We start from the raw sequence: 16,244 nt of genomic DNA on the forward strand, positions 1-16,244 counted from the left end.
AAATCGTTTGCGTAAATCTTGAGTTTAGTATAATATATTAATAGAGGTTGTGCAAACGATTTCGCAAGTTTCAAAACTACGATATTGGAAAGGAGATATCATACTTAAAACAAAATCATTTTTTGGTAATTTAAGAAAGCGTTTTAGTAGTCTTTCGGGGGCAAAAGATTGAATTAATCGACAAAACGTGAAAGAGGGGTTGTAAAATGAATATAAGGAATTGGAAAAAGTTTACATTAAGTATGATTATGGTTGCAATTCTGTTTTTAGCAGCTTGTAGTGGTGGCAAAGAAGACAAAGCTGATTCATCCAATTCAACGGATGGAGGAGAAAGTACAGGATCCGCAACATTAGAAGTTGGGGTGGAGGATGATTATATCGGCTTTATAGAGGAAATTGCCCCTGCATTTGAAGAAGAACATGGTGTCACCATTAAGGTTTCAGAAAAAGACATGTTCGACACGTTGGAGGCGTTGCCATTAGATGGTCCAGCTGGACTTGCACCGGACGTTATGATTGCTCCTTATGACCGTGTTGGAAACTTAGGCCAACAAGGACATTTAGCGGAATATACGTTCCCTGAAGATGGAAGATATGATGAAACAGACGAAAAGCAAGTGACATTTGAAGAGAAAATTTACGGAGCTCCATTCGTTATTGAAGCATTAGTCCTTTATTATAATAAAGATTTACTAGACGCGGCACCGGAAACTTTTGAGGAATTGGAAGCTCTAATAGATGATGAGCGTTTTGCATTTGCTTCTGAAAGTGGTAAGAGTACTGTATTCTTAGCAAATTGGTTGGACTTCTATAGCACATATGGACTCCTTGCAGGACATGGTGGTTATGTGTTTGGACAAGACGGAACAGACCCGACAGACGTTGGCTTGAATGATCCAGGCGCAATTGAAGGAATTGCGTATGCGACAAAATGGTTCCAGGATGTATGGCCACAAGGAATGATGGATGCCACCTCTGCAGGAGATTTCATTGATGCCCAATTCACGGGTGGAAACACTGCAGCTATTATCGGTGGACCTTGGCAAGCTGCGACTTATAATGAAGCAGGTCTAAATTACGGCGTATCTGCTATACCAACTCTTCCAAATGGTGAAGCTTACCAACCATTTGCCGGCGGGAAAGCATGGATCATCAGTAATTATGCAGAAGATAAAGAGCTGGCAGAAGAATGGTTGACTTATGTAACAAACGAAGAAAATCAAAAAATACTATATGATATGCGAGCAGAAATCCCTGCTAACAATTTCACAAAAGAAGAAGTCAGCCAAGGAGATAACGAGTTAACAAGCGCGGTAATTGAACAATATAACACTTCTGTTCCAATGCCGAATATACCTGAAATGGCTGAAGTTTGGAAAGGTGCAGAAACATTAATGTTCGATGCTGCTTCTGGTAATAAAACACCGGAAGAATCAGCGAATGATGCAGTAAAAGTCATTCAAGAAAATATCGAACAAAAATATCAATAAGGAAAACAATGTAACGGCAGGGCCCAATTAGGCTCTGCCGGGCATTTGGAAAAAGGGAGTGACACTGTTGTGGAACGTACAAAGGACGCGAAGAAGAGGGTAAGAACAGCGACATGGCTCTCAGTCATTCCAGGAATAGGTCAGTTTTATAACAAACAAACATTTAAAGGCATTGCCTTTCTAGTAGTATTCGCTTTGTTTATTTATGAAATGATTGTGTTTGGTTTTGCTGCGTTTACTGGTATGGTTACGTTAGGGTTAACACCAGGTGAGGATCATTCTTTATTCTTGCTCATAGAGGGATCCTTGCAACTACTTTTGACAGTTATATTTTTCTTATTTTATGCCATTAATATTTATGATGCGAGGAAAGTTGCAATACAAATCGTTGAGGAAAAGAAAATAAATAAAACGGCGAAGGATATTTTGAAGAATGTGTATCATAATGGTTTTCCTTATCTATTTACAATACCCGCTTACCTAGTTATGATTTTTGCAATTATCTTCCCGGTTTTAGTTACGATCTTTATCTCATTTACAAACTATGACTTTTATCATATACCTCCAGCTAGTTTAATTGATTGGGTTGGGTTTGAAAACTTTATCAATATGTTCTTCCTCAGCTCGTATCGTGATACATTTATAGCTGTACTTGGTTGGACGATAATTTGGACACTAGGTGCCACTTCATTACAAATAGCGATCGGTATATTTACGGCAGTTGTGTTAAACCAGAAGTTTATTAAGTTTAAACGGTTATTTGGAATTATTTTCTTACTCCCGTGGGCTGTACCTGCATTCATTACTATTATGAGTTTCTCAAACATGTTTAATGATAGCTTGGGAGCAATAAATTCACAGGTCATTCCGTTTATCAATTCGCTTGTTCCTTTTATAGATTTGGGAGCTTTACCATGGAAGACGAACCCCTTTTTTACTAAGATAGCAATTATATTAGTTCAAGGTTGGTTAGGATTCCCTTATATTTATGTGCTGGTATCGGGAATCTTGCAATCTATTCCAGAAGAACAATATGAATCAGCAAAAATTGATGGGGCTGGTCCAATCCAGCGCTTTCGTCATATAACCCTTCCAACGATATTAATGATTGCAGCGCCAGTGTTTATTACGCAATATACCTTTAATCTGAACAACTTCAACATGATTTACCTCTTTAATGAAGGCGGACCAGGAAGTATCGGAGCAGGTGCGGGTTCAACGGATATCTTAATATCATGGATATTTAAGCTTACAACTGGAACATCACCACAATATTCAATTGCAGCAGCAGTAACATTATTTATTTCGATATTTGTCATTACTATTGCGTTGATTGTATTTAAAAAGACAAAAGCATTTGAAATGGAGGATTAACGATGAGTAATTTATTCCGATCACAAAAATCTTCCCGATTCTTTACAAAGTTTTTCACGTATGCATTTTTACTACTCCTATCCGTGATTATATTGTATCCTTTGTTGATAACAGCAAGCTCCGCGTTTAAAGCCGGTAACATCTCCGCCTTTGATCTCAGTTTCGATGCGACATGGACATTGGATAACTTCAGGAGATTATTTACAGAAACACTCTATGGCGAATGGTATATTAATACGTTGGTCATTGCATTTGTCACGATGATTGTCCAGGTGATACTTATTACATTGGCCGGTTATACATTTAGCCGTTACCGTTTTATTGGCCGTAAGAAAAGCTTGATGTTTTTCTTACTCGTACAGATGATACCAACGACTGCTACTTTAGTTGCTTTCTACGTTATGGCATTGCTGTTAGGTGCACTCGACCAAAGTTGGTTCTTGATGTTCCTTTACATTGGTGGAGGTATTCCGATGAATACATGGCTCATGAAGGGGTATTTTGATACGATACCATACGATTTGGATGAATCGGCAAAGCTGGATGGTGCTGGTCACTTCAGGATATTCGCACAAATCGTGCTGCCAATGGCAAAACCGATGATTGCTGTTCAAGCATTATGGGCATTTATGACACCGTTTGGCGAATACATGTTAGCTAAATTCCTATTGCGGTCACCTGAAAATTACACTGTAGCAATTGGATTACATACATTTATTAGTAATCCGCAAGAACAGAAAGTAGCACTCTTCTCTGCAGGGGCAATCTTAATTGCGATACCGATTAGTATCTTATTCTTTATGTTACAAAAGAATTTTGTTTCCGGTTTAACTGCAGGCGGAACAAAAGGATAATCGATTTAAATCATAGAAATGAAGTGAGTATAGATGAAAACAGATATATTCCCATTAAATTACTTTAAAAGTATATTCAGGCCTACCGACATGTTTACGGGGAGACATCAATTAAACTGGTTGCAAATCATTATTGTGTTTTTCTTTTTAAATGGTTTGATTTTGATCCCAGTGTCGCTGGATTTTGCGAAAATGGATACTTACGAAATTGATGAAACGTATCCGAATGCGTTTGCACTTATTGATGACACAACCGTGACCTCATTAGAAAATGCAACTTTCTCTCAAGGAGAAATGGAGCATGCTCCTACTTTCTATCAAGAGAAAGAAACTGGCGTGATCGGCGGAAATTTATCAGATGAGAAAATGGAGCAAGCGCTGGAAATGGAAAATGCAGTCCTCTTCCAAAAGGAAGGCATAACAATCAAAGAAGCGGGGCAGCCAATTGCAAACATTAAATATACTCGGGATTTCAATTTGTCTGGAGTAACCAATGAAAAAGAACTGCAAGCAGCGATTTCTAATCAATGGTTTACCCAGAATAAAGCAATCGTTGTAGGTGGCTTAATCTTTGCTGTTTTTAATATCGCCTTTGCAAGCCTGCTCTTTTTTGTAATAGGTGCTTCATTCTTCATCTATTTAACGAAGAGAGGTCAATCCTCATCAATAGGGACATATAAAGAATCTGTCAATCTAATTGTAAACACACTTGGATTAGCAACTTTAATCGCAATGATTATGGGATTGTTAGGATTCGATGTTATTGTCATTATTATGACACAGTCAACGGCTCTAATCTTTATCTTGCTCGCTGTGTTTTATCATACTCACTTCAGTGATGAGTACGTTGAAAGGAAACAACTACAGAAAATAAAGACCCAGTATGGGAAGTCAGTCGATTAAAGAAGCGGGGTGAAATGGAAAATGGTAACAATTAAAGACATAGCAAAGGTAACAGGTGTATCACCCTCTACAGTTTCTAGGGTAATTGCCGATAATCCGAGAATTAGTCCTGATACAAAGAAAAAAGTACGAAAAGCAATGAAAAAGCTAGGTTATCATCCGAATATTCATGCACGAAACTTAGTTGCCAAATCAACAAAGTCAATCGGTGTTATCTTGCCATCATCTGCTGACAAAGCATTGCAAAACCCATTTTTCCCAGAAGTATTACGGGGAATTGGATCTGTTACACATAAGGAACAATATACAATGATGCTTTCCAGCGGACAAACAGAGGAAGAAATACTTGCGGAAGTTGAACGTATGGTTTATGGCAGTTATGTCGACGGTATGATCTTACTTTATTCCCGGATGAATGATCCTGTTACGCAGTTCCTTAGGGAAAGTGAATTTCCGTTTGTTATCGTTGGAAAGCCCTATGAGAACATCAGCGAAACAACCCATGTCGATAATGATAACTTTTCAGCAGGGAAAGAAATTACCGAACATCTTATTGAACAAGGGCATGAAAAAATCGCTTTTATTGGTGGGGCAAGGGATTTATTCGTAACAGTTGACCGTGAGGAAGGCTATAAAGCAGCACTGGATGAAGCTGGACTAGAAAATAAAGAAGCGTATCAGATTCATACCGAATTTCTGAAATCAGGAGGGCGGGAAGCAGTAGAGAGTTTATTAGCGCTCGAGACGCCTCCGACAGCGATTGTAATTAGTGATGATTTAATCAGCTTAGGTGTTTTAAGCATGCTTGAAGATTCGGGATTGCATGTTCCAAAGGATATTTCGTTAGTAAGCTTCAATAATGTATATTTATCAGAAATTACACGTCCTGCATTAACAACGATTGATATACAAATCTATGAAATAGGCGCACAATCAGCTAAAGCATTAATAGAAAAGACAGTAAATAAATCAGAACCGGCAAAACGGATCATCATTCCACACAAAGTAATTTACCGTGAATCCGTAAGTGAATATAAGTCTGAGTGAATATGGAAGATTGACTGGCCCCCTGCGCATGGAAATGCGGATTCACTAGACAAATAGCCGAGAAATAATCGAAGGAGGAATCGTCCTATGACAAAAATTCGTGTTGCCGTCATTGGCTGTGGAAGTATTGCAAAACACCGCCACTTAATCGAATACAACAATAACCCACATGTGGAGATTGTCGCTGTGAGTGACATTAATGAAGCAAGAGTAAAAGAAACTGCTGAAAAATATCATGCTAAGGCATATACAAGTTATGAAGCATTGCTGGAATCAGAAAATATCGATGCAGTGAGCGTCTGTCTCCCTAACTATTTACATGCACCAGTAAGTATCGCTGCCCTAAATGCAGGCGCTCATGTCTTATGTGAAAAACCGATGGCAACTTCCCGTGAAGAAGCTGAACAGATGATTGAAGCAGCCGAGAGGAATAATAAGAAACTCATGATCGGCCATAATCAACGCTTCGTTTCTTCTCATCAAAAAGCAAGGAAATTAATCGAACAAGGTGAAATTGGAAAAATTTATAGTTTCCGTACGAGTTTTGGACATGGTGGCCCAGAAGGCTGGAGTGCAGACGAAGCGGACAGTTGGTTCTTCAAAAAAGATCAGGCCTTTATCGGAGCAATGGGTGACCTTGGTGTACATAAAGCGGATTTACTGCGTTATCTGTTAGGTGAGGAATTCGTAGAGGTTGGAGCTTTTGTCGAAACGAATGCGAAAGAAAATATCAATGTCGATGATAATGCAACGTTAATTTTAAAATCAACAAGCGGCATCGTCGGTACACTTGCAGCAAGCTGGGCATATACCGCAAAAGAAGATAATTCAACGATTCTTTATGGGGAAAAGGCAACGTTAAGGCTTGAGGATGATCCCGAATACTCCCTTATTGTGCAATACAATAATGGAGAGGTAGTGAAGTATGAGTTGGATGGCATTCAATCGAATGAAGATGGAGGTCAAACAACCTCACATACAATCGATCATTTCATCGAATCCATTCTTCATGATACAAATCCATTAATTGATGGCGAGGAAGGTAAGAAATCATTGCAAGTGATTCTAGGTGCATTGGAATCAGTGGAAACGAAACGAATTATCAGTTTGGAGAAGTGAAATGGATGCGGAAATTGAAAATGGGAATCATCGGAGTAGGTGGGATAGCGCAAGATCGTCATATCCCGGCCTACCAGGCATTATCAGACAAAGTGGAAATTACCGCAATACAAGATCTTAAAATTACAAAAGCAAAAGAAGTAGCGGAAAAGTTTAATATCCCTTACGTGTTTTCCGATTATGAAGAACTATTCGCCACCGTTGATGCGGTGACAATTTGCACACCGAATAAATTCCATGCAGAAATCTCTATCGCGGCATTAGAAGCAGGAGTCCATGTTTTATGTGAAAAACCGATGGCCATCACGGCCGAAGAGTGCGATTTAATGATCAAAGCAGCAAAGAAAGCGGATAAGTGTTTAAGCATTGCGTATCATTATCGGTTCATAGAATCTGTTCAGCTGGCAAAACAAACGATGAAAGAGGTTGGGGACCCGCTTGTAGCAAGGGTCCAGGCATTAAGGTGCCGGAAAGTTCCGGGCTGGGGTGTATTTACGAATAAACAATTACAAGGCGGAGGAAGTCTGATAGATTGGGGTTGTCACTTTTTGGATGCAGCACTTTGGCTATTAGATGAACCCAACGCAGTAGAAGTAACAGGAACAACGTATAACAGATTAAGCAAAACGCCAAATCAGCTCAACGACTGGGGCAACTTTGATCATGAATCTTTTGATGTGGATGACCATGTATCTTCCTATATCCGATTTGAGAATGGTGCCTCTATGTTATTTGAATGCTCTTGGGCAGCAAATATAAAAGAAGATACGACAAATGTAAGCATATCCGGTTCGAATGGCGGATTGAATGTATTTCCAATTGAATTCTATCAGCCGAAACACGGAGCATACCTAACAACCACAGCAAAAGTAGAAGATGATCAAGCAAAAGCAGGATTTCTTCAGGCCAAAAACTTTATTGAAAGCTGTCTTGGGGAAGCGGAATTAGTGAACAAACCCGAGCAAGCCAGAACTGTTACTAAAATAATTGAAGCGATTTACAAAAGTAGTGAAAACAAATCAAGTATAACATTAAATTAACTGGAGGCGGTATCCATGAAATTAGGCGTATTTACAGTATTATTTAATGAAAAACCTTTTGAACAAATGTTGGATCATGTAAAGGAAGCTGGATTGCAAGCAGTTGAAATTGGTACTGGTGGGAATCCTGGCACTGCTCATTGTGATGTGGATGAATTACTCGCTAATGAGGATAAACGGAAGGAATTTATCGATAAAGTCCATTCAAGGGGCTTAACGATCAGTGCATTCAGCTGCCATGATAACCCGGTTTCCCCAAATAAAGAACATGCAAAAAAATCCCATGATATGTTCGTGAAAACCGTGAAACTTGCGCAAATGCTGGATGTACCAGTCGTCAACACGTTTTCCGGTACACCAGGATCACATGAAGATTCCAAATACCCTAACTGGCCTGTGACACCATGGCCAACCGAGTACACTGATATTTTAAATTGGCAATGGGAGAAAAAATTGATTCCTTATTGGAAAGAGCAAGCTCAATTTGCAAAAGATCATGGGGTGAAAGTTGGATTGGAACTTCATGCAGGCTTTCTCGTTCATACACCTTATACATTACTGAAACTGCGAGATGCAACGAACGAGGCAATTGGTGCTAATCTGGACCCAAGTCATTTATGGTGGCAAGGCATCGACCCGGTTGCAGCGATTAAAATATTAGGTAAGGAAAATGCGATTCATCATTTCCACGCGAAAGACACATTTATTGATCAAGATAATGTAAACATGTATGGACTGACAGACATGCAGCCATATGCAGATGTCCAGACGCGTGCATGGAGTTTCCGTTCAGTTGGGTACGGTCATAGTATCCAAGAATGGTCTAACATAGTTAGTGCATTAAGGACGTATGGCTATGATTATGTCATGAGCATTGAACATGAAGATCCAATCATGTCTATTGATGAAGGCTTTCGCGCAGCAGTTCGAAACTTGAAAGCTATCAATATGGAAGAGGCCCCCGCTAATATCTGGTGGGCATAATCTTGCTTTACAGGAAAAGAATTAGCTGATGTTCTATATCAAACCGTTCAGCTAAAGGAGGAAATAAGTATGACTAGCCAGTGGTGGAAGGAAGCGGTAGCCTATCAAATTTATCCGCGAAGTTTTATGGATTCAAATGGAGATGGCGTCGGGGATATCCAAGGTATCATCTCGAAATTGGATTATTTACAGGATTTAGGGATTGATGTCATTTGGATCTCCCCAATCTATCCATCTCCGAACATTGATAATGGTTACGATATTAGCGATTACCAGGGAATTTCAGCCGAATACGGAACGATGGAAGATTTTGATGAATTACTGGAAGAGGTACATGCCCGTGGTATGAAATTGATTATGGACCTCGTCATTAACCATACATCGGATAAGCATGAATGGTTCATTGAATCCCGTTCTTCAAGGGACAATCCATACCGGGATTATTATATTTGGCATCCTGGGATAGACGGCAAAGCCCCGAATAATTGGGAATCTATCTTTGGAGGGTCCGTCTGGGAATACGATGAGAAGACAGGGGAATATTACATGCATGTATTCGCCAGTAAACAACCAGACCTCAACTGGGAAAACCCGGAAGTTCGCCACGATTTGTATAAAATGGTGAATTGGTGGTTGGACAAAGGAATCGATGGTTTCCGAGTCGATGCAATTTCACATATTAAAAAAGTTCCCGGTTTTCCGGATATGCCGAACCCCGACAATCAAAAATATGTTCCTTCGTATGAGGGACATATGAACCGACCTGGAATTGAAGTTTTCCTGGAGGAACTAAGAAAAGAAACATTTGATAAATATGATATTATGACCGTCGGAGAAGCGAACGGAGTCAAAATTCAACAAGCGGATGCATGGGTCGGCGAGGAGAATGGCTTTTTCAATATGATTTTCCAATTTGAACATTTGGACCTTTGGGGCAAGAGTGCAACAGGCGGACTCGATATGCAAGGTCTTAAAAAAGCGCTCAGCAAATGGCAAAAAGGTCTGGATGGTATCGGCTGGAATGCTCTGTTCTTAGAAAATCATGATCAGCCTCGTTCTGTTTCCACATGGGGAAATGATACGGACTTGCGGGAAAAATCGGCAAAAAGCTTTGCAACCATGTACTTTTTAATGCAAGGAACACCGTTTATTTATCAAGGGCAAGAGATTGGAATGACGAACGTCAAGTTTGATTCCATTGATGATTATAATGATGTTGCAATTAAAACACTTTATAAAGAAGAACGGGTAGCCGGTAAAAGTCATGAAGAGGTGATGAAAATCATCTGGAAGAGCGGCCGGGACAACTCCCGAACACCGATGCAATGGAATAGTAAGGAAAACGGCGGATTTACAACGGGAACACCATGGATGAAAGTAAATCCAAATGTGAAGGATATCAATGTAGAAGCCGAACTGGAGAATCCCGATTCCATCTACCATTATTATAAGAAGTTGATCGAGCTGCGCCGTGGAAATGAGACACTCATATACGGTAGCTATGAACTTATCTTAGAAGAACATGAGCAAATTTATGCTTACGTGCGTACGTTAGGTGAGCAACAGTATGTTATTTTAACAAACTTATTGGATGGTACTGCCGATTTCGAGTTCCCTGAAAATTTACTAGGGAAGCAGGCGGAATTGCGATTAAGCAACTATCAGGTGCAAGAGGCTCATGAAACACTGGATACGATGACTTTCCGTCCGTATGAAGCCCGAGTGTATCAGATAAAATAAGATGTTGTTTGATCATTCAGGAGTAACCTACTCATAAGGAAGCAATCCGCTAAACTTACATGATAAGGAGTACGTCTAAATGGATGAGTTGATGATAGGCATAGATATTGGAGGCACTACTGTAAAAATCGGCTTAATCAATCATAAGGGAGAATTTTTAGTTAAGTGGAAAATACCAACGAACAAAGATAATGCAGGAAAGACAATTGTAAAAGATATTTGGGCATCGATAGCGGATACCTTATCAAAATACAAAATAGAAAATAAAATAATAGGAATAGGTGTGGGCGCTCCAGGCTTTATACATCCAGTAACTGGTATCGTGGAAGAGGCTGTAAATATTGGTTGGAAAAACTTCAATCTGAAAGAAGAACTTCACCGATTATCAAGTTTACCTGTATTTATAGAAAATGATGCTAATTTAGCAGCATTAGCGGAGAACTGGAAAGGGAGCGGCAACTCTGCTGAAAACCTTATATTTATTACGCTTGGCACTGGAGTTGGTGGCGGAATTATCGCAAATGGAGAGATTTCGAACGGAACGAATGGCACTGCCGGTGAAATTGGACACATTTTAGTTGCGCCAAACGAATACCGCTGTAATTGCGGAAGAATGGGATGTTTGGAAACAATAGCTTCGGCAACGGGAATTGTGCACATGGCCATGGATCATATAAAAGAAGCTCCTCACGGTGTACTCGCTGCCCGTTATAACCAACGTGGTATGTTAGAAGCGAAAGATGTTTTTGATTGTGCAACGTCCGGAGATGAAGCGAGTCAAAGGATTATTGAACGGATGGCAGATATGTTAGGTAAGGCGATGGCAAATATGGCAGTTACGATCAATCCTAGTCAGATTATAATTGGTGGCGGACTCTCTAAAGCAGGGGAGCCGCTGCTCGCTAAAATAACAGCAGCATTCAAAAAGTATGCCCTTCCTAGGGTAAGTGAATGTTGTGAAGTGAAGCTCGCACAATTGGACAATGATGCAGGAATGATTGGTGCGGCTTATCTTGTGAAAAGTCGATTTGAGAAGCGGGAACTAAGGAATGATAATTTAGTAGAAGCATAAAAGGAGAAAGCCGTAAGAATGGCTTTCTCCTTTTAAAGTTATTTAGGAAACGTTTAATAAAAGTGAAATCATGAAATCTAGAATTAGTCATACCTGATATAGACGAATATATCACTTCTAATATTCTTTGATATTTTCCTGTAAATTGAAGAAACTAACAGGCAGAAAGGAGGTATTATCCAATGTCTATTAAAAATCCGTTAATAAGGTTAGTTTGTGTATTTGCGGTGATCATGGTTCTTTCTAGTTTTGGCTCGCTACATGGAGTTGCAGAAACTGAAGCTCAGAATGCAAATAATGAAGTCGTGGTCGAATTGAACGATGATTTCTTTAATCCGGACGTAATTACGCTTCCAAATGAAGAAACGACAATTCTACTGCTTCAGAATAAAGGAATGAAAGAACATACCTTTACTGTAAAAAGACTAGCCATTGATGTGGAGCTTCAACCGGGAGAAGAGAAAAAAATCTCGATAAAGCCCGAAAAGACCGGCACGTATGAATTGATATGCCGATACCATGAGAAGGAGGGCATGGTTGGAGAAGTAGTGGTTGAATAATGAGGATTTGTTGAATTACGACACAGCATGACATCTCGGAGAGAGAGGGTCATGCTTTTATTTATCGACAGGTGCTATGATTATCGCGTGTCCAGTGGGAATGGGTCTTGGAGTTACTGTTGTTCCAGAATTATTCTCTGTTTTACCGGCAAGCTTACAAATTTTAACGAGTAATGGTATCGTTGCAGGAAAAAGAAGCATAGTTCGTTTTTATAAAGGTATCTCTAATAGAGGGATACCTTTTTTGTTTCCAGCATAAGTTTTCTAATAAAGGTTCTTTAGGGTCACTCTTTTTGTCTATGAACCTTGTCACGGACATTCCAGGAGCGTTTTTATTTCTTTTGTCCGTGACAGGAGCTCACGGACAATTGAAGCAAGAAGAACAGGAACTTTGTCCGTGAGAAGAGCACTCACGGACAATTGAAGCAAGAAGAACAGGAGCTTTGTCCGTGACAGGAGCACTCACGGACAATTGAAGCAAGAAGAACAGGAACTTTGTCCGTGAGAAGAGTACTCACGGACGATTGAAGCAAGAAGAACAGGAACTTTGTCCGTGAGAAGAGCACTCACGGACGATTGAAGCAAGAAGAACAGATAAAGTCCATATAATTGTGTAAAAAGAAAGGTCATCTTTCATGACCCATGTTACAATGTTTTCGACCAAGAAAATAAAACATGGAGGTATGAAAAGATGACCCAGATTAATATTACTATAAATTTGGAAGACCTAAAAGAGAAAGTTGAAAATAGTTCTCTAGAATCCCCTGTAAAATCTTCCCTGGCCTTAATTTTGAATTCATTAATGGAAAAGGAAAGGGACGAATATATTAATGCTCTCTCTCATGAAAGAACTAGTAATCGCAAAGGGTATCGGAATGGTTACTATGAACGTGAGTTAATCACAGGTGCTGGCTCACTTAAATTAAAAGTCCCTCGTACGAGAGATGGGGAATTTTCACCGACAGCCTTTAAGAGATACGAGCGATATGACCAGGCATTAATCATATCCATGATGGAGATGGTTATTAATGGCGTCTCAACGCGTAAAGTATCTAATATCGTAGAGGAGTTGTGTGGAAAGAAAGTTTCGAAGTCCTTTGTGTCAGAAATTACGAAGGCACTGGATCCAATTGTTAATGAGTGGAAAAGTCGACCACTGAATGTCTATTACTACCCCTATATTTACGTAGATGCTATGTATATCAAGGTTCGAGAAGGTAGGCGTGTGGTTTCCAAAGGGGTTTATATTGCTTGTGGTGTAAATGAAAGAGGGTACAGGGAAATCATTGGCTTGAAAATTGATCATAAAGAATCTAAGGAATGCTGGTCTAGCTTTTTCGAGTACCTAAAATCTCGTGGTATTCATTCACCAAAAATGATTATCTCTGATGCTCATGCTGGTTTAGTTAAAGCTATTAAACAAACATTTTTAGGTACTTCTTGGCAAAGATGTGCAGTTCATTTTTTACGAAATATCATTGATACGATGCCTAAAAAGAATATGGAAGAAGTCAAGGATGATCTTAAGGCTATTTTCAGAACATCCAAACGTAAGCATGCCAATGAACTAAAGGAACGTTTTATGGATAAATACCAAAATACAAAAAGCCTTGAAAAGGCGATAAAATTGTTAGATTCAGGGTTTGAAGATGTGATGCAATACCATGCCCACCCACTAAAATATCATAAACATTTGAGAACTACTAATATGTTAGAACGTGTAAATAGGGAAATACGCAGAAGAGAAAAGGTAATTTCTATCTTTCCAAATGATCAATCAGCTATTCGAATAATCGGTTCTGTACTTATGAACATTGATAAGGATTGGGAGAATAAACAATACTTTAAGAATTATGACAAATACGAAGACGATTAGGAGCTTTACTCGAATAACGCCACCATTGACTTTACTTTTATCCGTGTTAGTGGTGCTGTCAAAGGATGGCTAAAAAACACCCTTTACGGGGCATCCTTCTCTAAATTGTAACACGGATAAATCGATTCTAAGCATCTGCTGGCGGGGCCCCGTCCCCTTCCAGCAAATACTAAGAATCGGGCGCTACAGTCAACGGCAAGCAGCATAGCTGTGGCTTGATCTGGTACTTAGATTTCACTTTAATAATATTTTGGTCGGAAATGTACTTTTACACACAAATATGGACTTGACTGAAGAACAGGAACTTTGTCCGTGAGAAGAGCACTCACGGACGATTGAAGCAAGAAGAACAGGAACTTTGTCCGTGAGAAGAGCACTCATGGACGATTGAAGCAAGAAGAACAGGAACTTTGTCCGTGATCCCCTTTGTCACGGACTTTCCGCGGTAGTATTCCGTTTCTTATGTCCGTGATCCCCTTTGTCACGGACTTTCCACGGTAGTATTCCGTTTCTTATGTCCGTGATAGACTTTTATCATGGTGATTTTACTAGTTTATTCCGTTACCCTAGAAATTAGACGAATGCTTAGTAGAAGTTTTTATGGTAATTTAAAAGAAAACGGATCGGGGGCAGACAATTGAAAAGAAAGATTATTAAAGTATTAGCAATCCTTTTTATTGTCCTGAGTGCATCTTTGTTTTTCGTTGTTAATTATTTTTATGGGGAAGCTGTAAAGCGTGGAGTGGAGTTGTATGATGGTAAAAAGGAACAAACTGTTGAGGTCGTAAAAAAGGAGGAAGAACCTTCTACATTAGATGACGCGAGGAATTGGTTTAAAGAACAAAATTTGGAAGCTGTTAGCCAAACTTCTTTTGATGGATTAACATTATATGCTAGGTATTTAAAGAATGAAAAACAAAATAATAAAGCAGTCATTCTTGCCCATGGTTATAGATCGGATAGTGACAAAATGGGAGATTATGCTAAATTCTATTATGATCTGGGATTTGATATTCTAATTCCGGATGCAAGAGGGCATGGAAATAGTGAAGGAGATTATGTTGGTTATGGATGGCATGATCGAATTGATTATCTTGGATGGGTTGATGTATTAATTGAAAAATATGATATAGAAGACATAGTCCTTCATGGTAATTCCATGGGGGCGGCTACTGTATTAATGGTAAGTGGTGAGGAATTGCCTCCACAAGTGAGAGGTATTATTGCAGATAGTGGATATACAACGGTAAAAGAAGAGCTTGCCCATCAATTAAAGCATTTATATGATTTACCAGCACGTCCGCTTTTGGACTTTACTAGTATGATGACTAAAGTTAGATCTGGATTCACCTTTGAGGAGGCATCTGCTTTAGATCAAGTGAAAAATAATAAGCTACCACTATTTATCATTCATGGGGATGAGGATGAATTAGTACCAACAGAAATGGCACATGAGCTTTATGAAGCCGCGGGAGGAGAAAAGGAATTATGGATAGTTCCTGGTGCGGGTCATACAAAAGCATATGAAGTGGCGACGGAAGAATTTGAACATCGATTATCTCAATTTTTAAATGGAATAATCCACTAAGAAAACAAAACATAAAAGAACACCCTCATTTCATATAAATGAACAAACACGTATTATTTATCATTTATCCTTTATAAGGAGTGAGGTCATTGGAAAGTTTGCCACAAATATTTTTGGTCATCTATATGATTATTTTTTCTATAACCCTAGTAGCAAGCATTGTATACTGGGTCAAACAGAGATTTAGTGCGTTGGCAGCAATTGCTATGATATTATCTCTTTTAATACCATTAGTTTCATTTGTGTATACTGCACAGAGAAAAACGGGTAATGGATATGAATTTATGTTGGAGAAAGTGTTTGATTTAAATGGGCTAGCCATTACATTAATGATTGGGTACGTATATATAATCGGCTGGCTTATATTTGTTATAACCGAATTGCTCACAAGGTTATATCACGTTCCATTTATTAATGAGAAACTGAAACCGATGTTTCAAAAGATGGAAGAGCATTGGATAAAGAAAGGGATACCACCGCTTAAGCGTTTCTTTTCATTAATACGGGAAAAACTACCGAAAAGAAGAAAGAAGGCGGACGAGACCTTGGAAGAAGAACATAAACAAAGTAGCCAATAATTTTAAAAAGCAAATACGG

At 39.1% G+C, this 16,244-nt stretch carries 14 protein-coding genes and 1 pseudogene; all 15 read left to right on the forward strand.

The window, feature by feature from the left end; genetic code table 11:
• Positions 1 to 212: 212 nt before the first annotated feature.
• The gene (locus A9178_RS12020; protein WP_222115721.1) at positions 213 to 1,490 is read left to right on the forward strand and encodes an extracellular solute-binding protein; all 1,278 of its coding nucleotides are present in this window, start codon (positions 213 to 215) and stop codon (positions 1,488 to 1,490) included.
• A gap of 69 nt (positions 1,491 to 1,559) precedes the next feature.
• Positions 1,560 to 2,864, forward strand: a complete 1,305-nt coding sequence (locus A9178_RS12025) for a carbohydrate ABC transporter permease (RefSeq protein ID WP_068675614.1) — start codon at positions 1,560 to 1,562, stop codon at positions 2,862 to 2,864.
• Positions 2,865 to 2,866: 2 nt separating this feature from the next.
• On the forward strand, positions 2,867 to 3,718 hold the full coding sequence (locus A9178_RS12030; RefSeq protein ID WP_047185226.1) for a sugar ABC transporter permease: 852 nt from the start codon (positions 2,867 to 2,869) through the stop codon (positions 3,716 to 3,718).
• A gap of 33 nt (positions 3,719 to 3,751) precedes the next feature.
• Positions 3,752 to 4,621, forward strand: a complete 870-nt coding sequence (locus A9178_RS12035; protein WP_060667514.1) for a DUF1189 family protein — start codon at positions 3,752 to 3,754, stop codon at positions 4,619 to 4,621.
• A gap of 21 nt (positions 4,622 to 4,642) precedes the next feature.
• On the forward strand, positions 4,643 to 5,668 hold the full coding sequence (locus A9178_RS12040) for a LacI family DNA-binding transcriptional regulator (RefSeq protein ID WP_060667513.1): 1,026 nt from the start codon (positions 4,643 to 4,645) through the stop codon (positions 5,666 to 5,668).
• An 87-nt stretch (positions 5,669 to 5,755) separates the two neighbouring features.
• On the forward strand, positions 5,756 to 6,787 hold the full coding sequence (locus A9178_RS12045; RefSeq protein ID WP_068675616.1) for a Gfo/Idh/MocA family protein: 1,032 nt from the start codon (positions 5,756 to 5,758) through the stop codon (positions 6,785 to 6,787).
• A gap of 5 nt (positions 6,788 to 6,792) precedes the next feature.
• Positions 6,793 to 7,827 (forward strand): Gfo/Idh/MocA family protein, encoded by a 1,035-nt coding sequence (locus A9178_RS12050; protein ID WP_047185230.1) that lies wholly within the window; start codon positions 6,793 to 6,795, stop codon positions 7,825 to 7,827.
• Positions 7,828 to 7,842: 15 nt separating this feature from the next.
• Positions 7,843 to 8,811, forward strand: a complete 969-nt coding sequence (locus A9178_RS12055) for a sugar phosphate isomerase/epimerase family protein (protein WP_047185231.1) — start codon at positions 7,843 to 7,845, stop codon at positions 8,809 to 8,811.
• A gap of 69 nt (positions 8,812 to 8,880) precedes the next feature.
• The gene (locus tag A9178_RS12060) at positions 8,881 to 10,551 is read left to right on the forward strand and encodes a glycoside hydrolase family 13 protein (RefSeq protein WP_068675617.1); all 1,671 of its coding nucleotides are present in this window, start codon (positions 8,881 to 8,883) and stop codon (positions 10,549 to 10,551) included.
• Between the two features lie 79 nt (positions 10,552 to 10,630).
• A complete protein-coding gene (locus tag A9178_RS12065) occupies positions 10,631 to 11,623 on the forward strand; it encodes an ROK family glucokinase (RefSeq protein WP_047185233.1) in 993 nt (330 codons plus the stop codon).
• A 182-nt stretch (positions 11,624 to 11,805) separates the two neighbouring features.
• Positions 11,806 to 12,183, forward strand: a complete 378-nt coding sequence (locus A9178_RS12070) for a cupredoxin domain-containing protein (protein WP_047185234.1) — start codon at positions 11,806 to 11,808, stop codon at positions 12,181 to 12,183.
• 73 nt (positions 12,184 to 12,256) lie between these two features.
• Positions 12,257 to 12,442, forward strand: a pseudogene (locus tag A9178_RS12075) (purine permease); the annotation flags it as partial.
• A 432-nt stretch (positions 12,443 to 12,874) separates the two neighbouring features.
• Positions 12,875 to 14,059: an IS256 family transposase gene (locus A9178_RS12080; protein ID WP_068673896.1), complete on the forward strand. Its 1,185-nt coding sequence runs from the start codon at positions 12,875 to 12,877 to the stop codon at positions 14,057 to 14,059.
• A 637-nt stretch (positions 14,060 to 14,696) separates the two neighbouring features.
• Positions 14,697 to 15,647, forward strand: a complete 951-nt coding sequence (locus A9178_RS12085; protein WP_068675620.1) for an alpha/beta hydrolase — start codon at positions 14,697 to 14,699, stop codon at positions 15,645 to 15,647.
• An 89-nt stretch (positions 15,648 to 15,736) separates the two neighbouring features.
• Positions 15,737 to 16,225 (forward strand): hypothetical protein, encoded by a 489-nt coding sequence (locus tag A9178_RS12090; protein ID WP_047185237.1) that lies wholly within the window; start codon positions 15,737 to 15,739, stop codon positions 16,223 to 16,225.
• Positions 16,226 to 16,244: the final 19 nt, after the last annotated feature.

It is taken from the genome of Oceanobacillus sp. Castelsardo, assembly GCF_001659985.1.
Classification (GTDB): Bacteria; Bacillota; Bacilli; order Bacillales; family Amphibacillaceae; genus Oceanobacillus.